The sequence below is a fragment of the Kitasatospora sp. NPDC091257 genome (assembly GCF_044757675.1).
Classification (GTDB): Bacteria; Actinomycetota; Actinomycetes; order Streptomycetales; family Streptomycetaceae; genus Kitasatospora; species Kitasatospora lactacystinica.
The window spans coordinates 1-7142 of the sequence record NZ_JBIVVI010000387.1; the positions used below are offsets into that span (position 1 = coordinate 1).

The following is a 7142-nucleotide window of genomic DNA, read 5'->3' on the forward strand; positions in this document are numbered from 1 at the left end:
TTGGGGGGGGGGGGCGGGGGGGGGGGGGGGGTGGGGGGGGGTGCCCCGGGGGGGGGGGGGGGGGCCCCCCCCCCCACCCGGCCCGGCCCGGACGACGGCCCGACCGTCCCGACCACTACAGCCGGCCACCACCGCCTCCGGGAGGCCCAGCAATGCCCGTAGTCACCGATCCGTACATGCCCGGCACCCCGTGCTGGGTCGACCTGATGGCGAGCGACCAGCAGGCCGCGCTCGACTTCTACCGCGACCTGTTCGGCTGGCAGGGCGAGGTCGGCCCGGCCGAATTCGGCGGCTACGCCGTGTGCCTGCTCAACGGCCGGCCGGTCGCCGGGATCATGGCGCAGATGGCGCCCGAGGGCCAGCCGGTGCCGCCCGTCGCCTGGACCACCTACCTCGCCTCGGACGACGCCGACGCGGCCCGGACCTCCATCACGGAGGCCGGCGGCACCGTCCTGTACGACCCGATGGACGTCGGCACGATCGGGCGGATGCTGGTCGCCGCCGACCCGACCGGCGCGGTGTTCGGGGTCTGGCAGGCGATGGACTTCATCGGCGCCGGCGTGGTCAACGAGCCCGGCGCGCTGGTCTGGAACGAGCTCAACACCGCCGACACCGGGACGGCCGGCAGCTTCTACCAGCCGGCCCTCGGGCTGCGCCCGGCCACCATCCAGGGCATGGACGGCTACTTCTCGCTCAACGTCGGCGACCGCACGGTGGGCGGCATGCAGGCGATGCCCGGCTACCTGGCGCCCGGCACGCCCTCGCACTGGATGACCTACTTCTCGGTGGACAGCGCCGACTCCACGGTGGACGCCCTGGTCAAGGCAGGCGGCTCGGTGATCCAGCCGGCCTTCGACATGCAGTCCGGCCGGATGGCGGTGGTCCAGGACCCGCAGGGCGCGGTCTTCGCGGTCGTCGAGTCGCCCGAGGCGCAGATGCCCGACTCGCCGTAACCTCGTCCGGTCCCGTCCGGTCCCGTCCCGTCCGGTCCCGTTCCGGCGGCCCGGCCGGGCCGCCGGAAGCCGCCCTTCCCGCGACGCGCCGCCGGGAAATGGGCGGCTTCCCCCCGATCCCGGGTAAGACTGCACCCATGCTGGGGCTACCGGACGACATCCGTGCTTTCCTCTTCGACCTCGACGGGGTGCTCACCCAGACCGCGAAGGTGCACGCCGCGGCCTGGAAGGACACCTTCGACGCCTTCCTGCGCGCCGAAGCCGCCCGCACCGGCGGGCAGTTCGTCCCCTTCGACGCCGTCACCGACTACGACACCTACGTGGACGGCCGCCCGCGCCTGGACGGCACCCGCGCGTTCCTGCTCGGCCGGGGCATCGAACTGCCCGAGGGCACCCCGGAGGACCCGCCCAACTCCCGTACCGTGCAAGGGATCAGCCGGGCCAAGAACGACACCGTGCTGCGGTTGATCCGGGAGCGGGGCGTCCAGCCGTACCAGGGCTCGGTGGACTACGTGCACCGGCTGCGCGCGGCCGGGCTGCCCAGCGCCGTGGTCTCCTCCAGCGCCAACTGCCGCGACGTGCTGCGGGCGGCCGGGATCGAGGAGCTGTTCGAGGTGATCGTGGACGGCAACGTCGCCAAGGCCGAGGGCCTGCCCGGCAAGCCCGCCCCCGACACCTACCTGTACGCCGCCCGCGCCCTCGGCGTCGAACCCGCCCGCGCCGCGGTCTTCGAGGACGCGCTCGCCGGGGTCGCCTCCGGCCGGGCCGGCGGCTTCGGCGCGGTGGTCGGGGTGGACCGCACCGGCCAGGCCGCCGAACTGCGCCGGGACGGCGCGACCGTGGTCGTCCAGGACCTCTCCGAGCTCCTGGGGGAGGGGGGCGCGTGAGCGAGCGCGGCGAGCGAATCATCGAGAGGCGCGTGTGGGCGAACGCCCCTGCCGAGCGCGGCGAGGGGGGCGCGTGAGTCCCGGGGACAACTTCGCGATCGACCCCTGGCAGATCACCGAACAGGGCCTCGACCTGGGCTCGTTGGCCCGCGCCGAGTCCGTCTTCGCGCTGTCCAACGGGCACATCGGCCTGCGCGCCAACCTGGACGAGGGCGAGCCGCACGGCCTGCCCGGCACCTACCTCAACGGTGTCTTCGAGCTGCGCCCGCTGCCGTACGGCGAGGGCGGCTACGGCTACCCGGAGTCCAGCCAGAGCGTCATCAACGTGACCAACGGCAAGATCATCCGGCTGCTGGTGGACGACGAGCCCTTCGATCTGCGCTACGGCGAACTCGTCAGCCACAAGCGCTGGTTGGACTTCCGCGAGGGCCTGCTGCACCGCGAGGCCGAGTGGACCTCCCCGGCCGGGCGGACGATCAGGGTGCGCTCCTCCCGGCTGGTCTCGCTCACCCAGCGCGCGATCGCCGCCGTCGAGTACAGCGTCGAGGCGGTGGACGGCCCGGTGCGGATCGTGCTCCAGTCCGAGCTGGTCGCCAACGAGCAGCTGCCCGGCGGCCCCGAGGGCGACCCGCGGGCCGCCGCCGTGATGGAGGCGCCGCTGCAGCCCGAGGCGCACCACGCCAGCGCCACCAAGGCCGTCCTGGTGCACCGCACCCGCTACAGCGGCATCCGGGTCGCGGCCGGGATGGACCACATCATCGAGGGCCCGGAGAAGTCCGACACCGTCGCCGAGTCCGAGGCCGACCACTGCCGGATCAGCGCCACCACCGTGCTCAAGGCGGGCCAGCGGCTGCGGCTGACCAAGTTCATCGCCTACGGCTGGTCCGGCACCCGCTCGCTGCCCGCCGTCCGGGACCAGGTGGAGGCCGCGCTGACCGCCGCCCGCTACACCGGCTGGGACGGGCTGGTCGCCGAACAGGCCGCGTTCCTCAGGGAGTTCTGGGAGACCAGCGACATCGCGATCGAGGGCGACGTCGAGCTCCAGCAGGCCGTCCGGTTCGCCGTCTTCCACGTCCTGCAGGCGGGCGCCCGCAGCGAGGAGCGGGCCATCCCCGCCAAGGGCCTGACCGGGCCCGGCTACGACGGGCACAGCTTCTGGGACACCGAGACCTTCGTCCTGCCGGTGCTCACCTACTGCCTGCCCGCCGCCGTCAACCAGGCCCTGCGCTGGCGGCACACCACCCTGCCGCTGGCCCGCGAGCGGGCCGTCCAACTCGGCCTGTCCGGCGCGGTGTTCCCGTGGCGGACGATCCGCGGCGAGGAGTGCTCCGGGTACTGGCCGGCCGGCACCGCGGCCTTCCACATCGGCGCCGACATCGCCGCCGCCGTCGCCCGCTACGTCCGGGCCACCGGCGACGCCGAGTTCGAGCGCGAGTACGGGCTCGAACTGCTCGTCGAGACCGCCCGGATGTGGCGCTCGCTCGGCCACCACGACGTGTCCGGGAGGTTCCGCATCGAGGGCGTCACCGGCCCCGACGAGTACAGCGCCGTCGCGGACAACAACGTCTTCACCAACCTGATGGCGCAGAGCAACCTGCGGGCCGCCGCCGAGGCCGCCGTCCGCCACCCGCACGAGGCCTCGCTGCTCGGCGTGGACACCGAGGAGACCGCCGCCTGGCGCGACGCGGCCGCCGCGATGTACATCCCGTACGACGAGGACCTCGGCGTCCACCCGCAGGCCGACGGCTTCACCCACCACCAGGTCTGGGACTTCGAGCGGACCCCGCCGGAGAAGTACCCGCTGCTGCTGCACTTCCCGTACTTCGACCTGTACCGCAAGCAGGTGGTCAAGCAGGCCGACCTGGTGCTCGCCATGCAGGTCCGCGGCGACGCCTTCACCGACGAGCAGAAGGCCCGCAACTTCGCCTACTACGAGCGGCTGACCGTCCGGGACTCCTCGCTCTCCGCCTGCACCCAGGCGGTCATCGCCGCCGAGGTCGGCCAGCTCGACCTCGCCTACGACTACACGGCCGAGGCGGCGCTGATGGACCTGCACGACCTCGGCGGCAACACCCGGGACGGCCTGCACATGGCCTCGCTCGCCGGGGCCTGCATCGCCCTGGTGGCCGGCTTCGGCGGGCTGCGCGACCACAGCGAGACGCTCTCGTTCCGGCCGCGGCTGCCGTCCGGGCTGATGCGGCTGAGCTTCTCGCTGCTGGTGCGCGGGCACCTGCTCGGCGTCGAGATCACCCATGAGCGCACGACGTACACGCTGCGCCGCGGCGAGGTCCTCCACCTGCGGCACGACGGCGAGGCGGTGCAGGTCGAGTCCGGTTCCCCGGTCACCCTGGCGACCACCGTCCCGCCCGCGCAGGAGCGGGTCGCCCAGCCCCCGGGCCGCGAACCCGGCCGCCGCCAGCCCCAGGCCGGCCTCGCGGCCGGCAAGCTCGGTCAGCAGGACCACCTGGCGGCCGAGTAGCCCGTACCCGCTCACTCCTTCGGCCCGCCCCGGCTGCGCCCGCCACCTCCCCGGCGGAGGGTGCAGGTGTCCCGTGGCGACCGAAGGAGCACAGCCGTGGTGAGCGTGGCCGAACAGATGGTGGAAGTGCTCCGGCAGGCCGGGGTGGAGCGGGTCTACGGCGTCGTCGGCGACAGCCTCAACCCCGTCGTGGACGCGATCCGCCGGGCCGACGGCATCAGCTGGGTGCACGTGCGCAACGAGGAGGCCGGCGCCTTCGCGGCCGCCGCCGAGGCCGAACTCTCCGGCCGGCTCGCGGTCTGCGCCGGGTCCTGCGGCCCCGGCAACACCCACCTGATCCAGGGCCTGTACGACGCCCAGCGCAGCGGCCTGCCCGTGCTCGCGCTCGCCTCCCACATCCCGTCCGGGCAGATCGGCACCGGCTTCTTCCAGGAGACCCATCCCGAGCGGGTGTTCACCGACTGCAGCAACTGGTGCGAGATGCTCTCCACCCCCGCCCAGCTGCCCCGCCTGCTGCGGGTCGCCGTCCAGCACGCGCTCGGCTCGCACGGCGTCTCGGTGCTCGCCTTCCCCGGGGACGTCGCCGCGCTGACCGCTGCCGCACCCACCGGCACCGGCCACTTCCTCACCGAGGAGGCCGTCGCCGCGCCGCCCTGGTCCCAGGTGCAGGAGCTGGCCCGGCTGCTCAACGCGGCCCGCAAGGTGGTCCTGTTCTGCGGCGCCGGGGTGCGTGCGGCGCACGCCGAGGTGATGGCGGCCGCGCAGGCCCTGAACGCGCCGATCGGCCACTCCCTGCGCGGCAAGGAGTGGATCCAGTTCGACAACCCGTACGACGTCGGCATGAGCGGACTGCTCGGCTACGGCGCCTGCCACGAGGCGCTGCACTCCGCCGACCTGGTGCTGCTGCTCGGCACCGACTTCCCGTACGACTCCTTCCTGCCGCAGGCGCACACCGTCCAGGTCGACCACGACGCGACCCGGCTCGGCCGCCGCACCCCGCTCGACCTGGCCGTCCACGGGGACGTGGCCGCCACCCTGCGGGCCGTGCTGCCGCTGCTGGACGCCACGCGGGACCGCGCCTTCCTGGACGGGATGCTGCGCAAGCACTGCCGGGCGCTGGAGGACGTGATCGGCGCGTACACCCGGGACATCGAGAAGCACCTGCCGATCCACCCCGAGTACGTCGCCTCGGTGCTGGACGAGGTGGCCGCCGAGGACGCGGTGTTCACCGTGGACACCGGCATGAACAACGTCTGGGCCGCCCGCTACCTCCGGCCCAACGGCCGCCGCCGGGTGATCGGCTCCTTCCTGCACGGCTCGATGGCCAACGCCCTCCCGCACGCGATCGGCGCCCAGCTCGCCTGCCCGGGGCGGCAGGTGGTCGCGATGGCGGGCGACGGCGGGATCGGCATGCTGCTCGGCGAGCTGCTCACGGTGGCCAAGCACCGGCTGCCGGTGAAGACGGTGGTCTTCAACAACGGCGCACTGGGCATGATCAAGCTGGAGATGCTGGTCTCCGGCTACCCGGAGTCCGAGATCGACAACGGGGACGTGGACTACGCCGGGATCGCCCGGGCGATGGGCATCCAGGCCAAGCGGGTCACCGAGCCGGCCCGGGTCCGGGAGGTGCTGGCGGAGGCGCTGGAGCGGCCGGGTCCGGCCCTGGTGGACGTGGTCACCGACCCCAACGCGCTGTCCATCCCGCCGCACGTCACCGCCGCCCAGCTGAAGGGCTTCGCCCTGGCGGCGGGCCGGACGGTGCTCTCGGGCGGCGTCGGGCGCATGATCGACCTGGCCCGGAGCAATCTGCGGAACATCCCGCGGCCGTGAGCGCGGGGACGCGGTCCCCTTCGGGCTCTTGCCTCTGAGGCAAATTTCTTGCCCCTGCGGCACGCCGGGTGTCCACTGGACACATGACCAGCAGCTCCACCGGTGCCGCCACGACCGGCGAACAGCTCGACGACCAGGAGGTCGCCGGCCTCGCCGCCCGCCTCCGTGAGCACCGGCTCAGCAGTCGCCTCACGCTGGAGGTGGCCGCCGGACGGGTCGGACTCTCCCCAGCCTATCTGTCCCGGCTGGAGACCGGCCGACGGCAGCCCTCGCTGCCCGTCCTGCTCGGCCTCGCCCGCGCGTACGGGACCTCGGTCTCCGGCCTGCTCGGCGAGACCCTCGCCGAGCCGGACCCGATCGTCCGCGGCGGCGCCATCGAGCCCGGCCGGGCCGGCGGCTGGGGCTACCGGCGGGCCGGCGCCCCCGGCCGCGCCATGCAGGCCCTTCGGGTGCACGTCCCGCCGGGCGTGCAGGACTCGGTGGTCCGGGTCCACCCGGGCGAGGAGTGGCTGTACGTCCTGAAGGGCGCGCTCCGGGTCACCCTCGGCGACCGCGTCCACCAACTCGGGGTGGGCGACTCCGCCCACTACGACTCGCTCACGCCGCACTGCATCGCCGCGGAGTCGGACAGCGGCGTCGAACTGCTCTTCGTCCACACCCTGCTGCAGAGCCCCGGCGGCGAACTCTGCCTCGGCGGCGGCCCCGCCGCCGTTCACTGACCAGCCGTCAGAACACCCCGGAGGAGATCACCATGGCCGATCCCACCACCACCGCCACCCCGGCCGCCGGCGCCGACACCGCAGCGGGTCCGAAGACCATGGACGCCGGCAAGTGGGCCAACAAGCGCGTCTACCACCGCCTGGTGATCTACACGGCCGGCATCCACATCTTCGCCGGCTTCATCATCCTCCTGTTCGAACTGGGCAGCCGCAACAAGTAGTTCGAACCCCTGACCGTCCGCCCGCCCCCCACCCCCGAGGGAGGCGGGCGGAC

Annotated in this window: 6 protein-coding genes; all 6 read left to right on the forward strand. The window is 73.6% G+C overall.

Translation table 11 applies throughout. From position 1 onward, the window contains the following. Positions 1-152 precede the first annotated feature (152 nt). A complete protein-coding gene (locus ACIQOV_RS19180) occupies positions 153-953 on the forward strand; it encodes a VOC family protein (RefSeq protein ID WP_401049881.1) in 801 nt (266 codons plus the stop codon). A gap of 137 nt (positions 954-1090) precedes the next feature. Beyond that, positions 1091-1840, forward strand: coding sequence for an HAD family hydrolase (locus ACIQOV_RS19185; protein ID WP_401049884.1), 750 nt, complete (start codon positions 1091-1093; stop codon positions 1838-1840). 73 nt (positions 1841-1913) lie between these two features. After that, positions 1914-4319 (forward strand): glycoside hydrolase family 65 protein, encoded by a 2406-nt coding sequence (locus ACIQOV_RS19190; RefSeq protein ID WP_401049886.1) that lies wholly within the window; start codon positions 1914-1916, stop codon positions 4317-4319. 117 nt (positions 4320-4436) lie between these two features. Further along, positions 4437-6149: a pyruvate dehydrogenase gene (locus ACIQOV_RS19195; RefSeq protein ID WP_401049891.1), complete on the forward strand. Its 1713-nt coding sequence runs from the start codon at positions 4437-4439 to the stop codon at positions 6147-6149. A gap of 83 nt (positions 6150-6232) precedes the next feature. Then, positions 6233-6868 (forward strand): XRE family transcriptional regulator, encoded by a 636-nt coding sequence (locus ACIQOV_RS19200; RefSeq protein WP_359897928.1) that lies wholly within the window; start codon positions 6233-6235, stop codon positions 6866-6868. Positions 6869-6900: 32 nt separating this feature from the next. Further along, positions 6901-7089 carry a DUF6126 family protein gene (locus ACIQOV_RS19205; protein WP_401049889.1) on the forward strand — a complete coding sequence of 63 codons (189 nt, stop codon included), beginning with the start codon at positions 6901-6903 and terminating at the stop codon, positions 7087-7089. The last annotated feature ends 53 nt before the right edge of the window (positions 7090-7142 follow it).

Bases quoted from the DNA above. Each gene is read 5' to 3' on its own strand.
- ACIQOV_RS19180 (WP_401049881.1), top strand. From the start codon at position 153: ATGCCCGTAGTCACCGATCCGTACATGCCCGGCACCCCGTGCTGGGTC.
- ACIQOV_RS19185 (WP_401049884.1), top strand. From the start codon at position 1,091: ATGCTGGGGCTACCGGACGACATCCGTGCTTTCCTCTTCGACCTCGAC.
- ACIQOV_RS19195 (WP_401049891.1), top strand. From the start codon at position 4,437: ATGGTGGAAGTGCTCCGGCAGGCCGGGGTGGAGCGGGTCTACGGCGTC.
- ACIQOV_RS19200 (WP_359897928.1), top strand. From the start codon at position 6,233: ATGACCAGCAGCTCCACCGGTGCCGCCACGACCGGCGAACAGCTCGAC.
- ACIQOV_RS19205 (WP_401049889.1), top strand. From the start codon at position 6,901: ATGGCCGATCCCACCACCACCGCCACCCCGGCCGCCGGCGCCGACACC.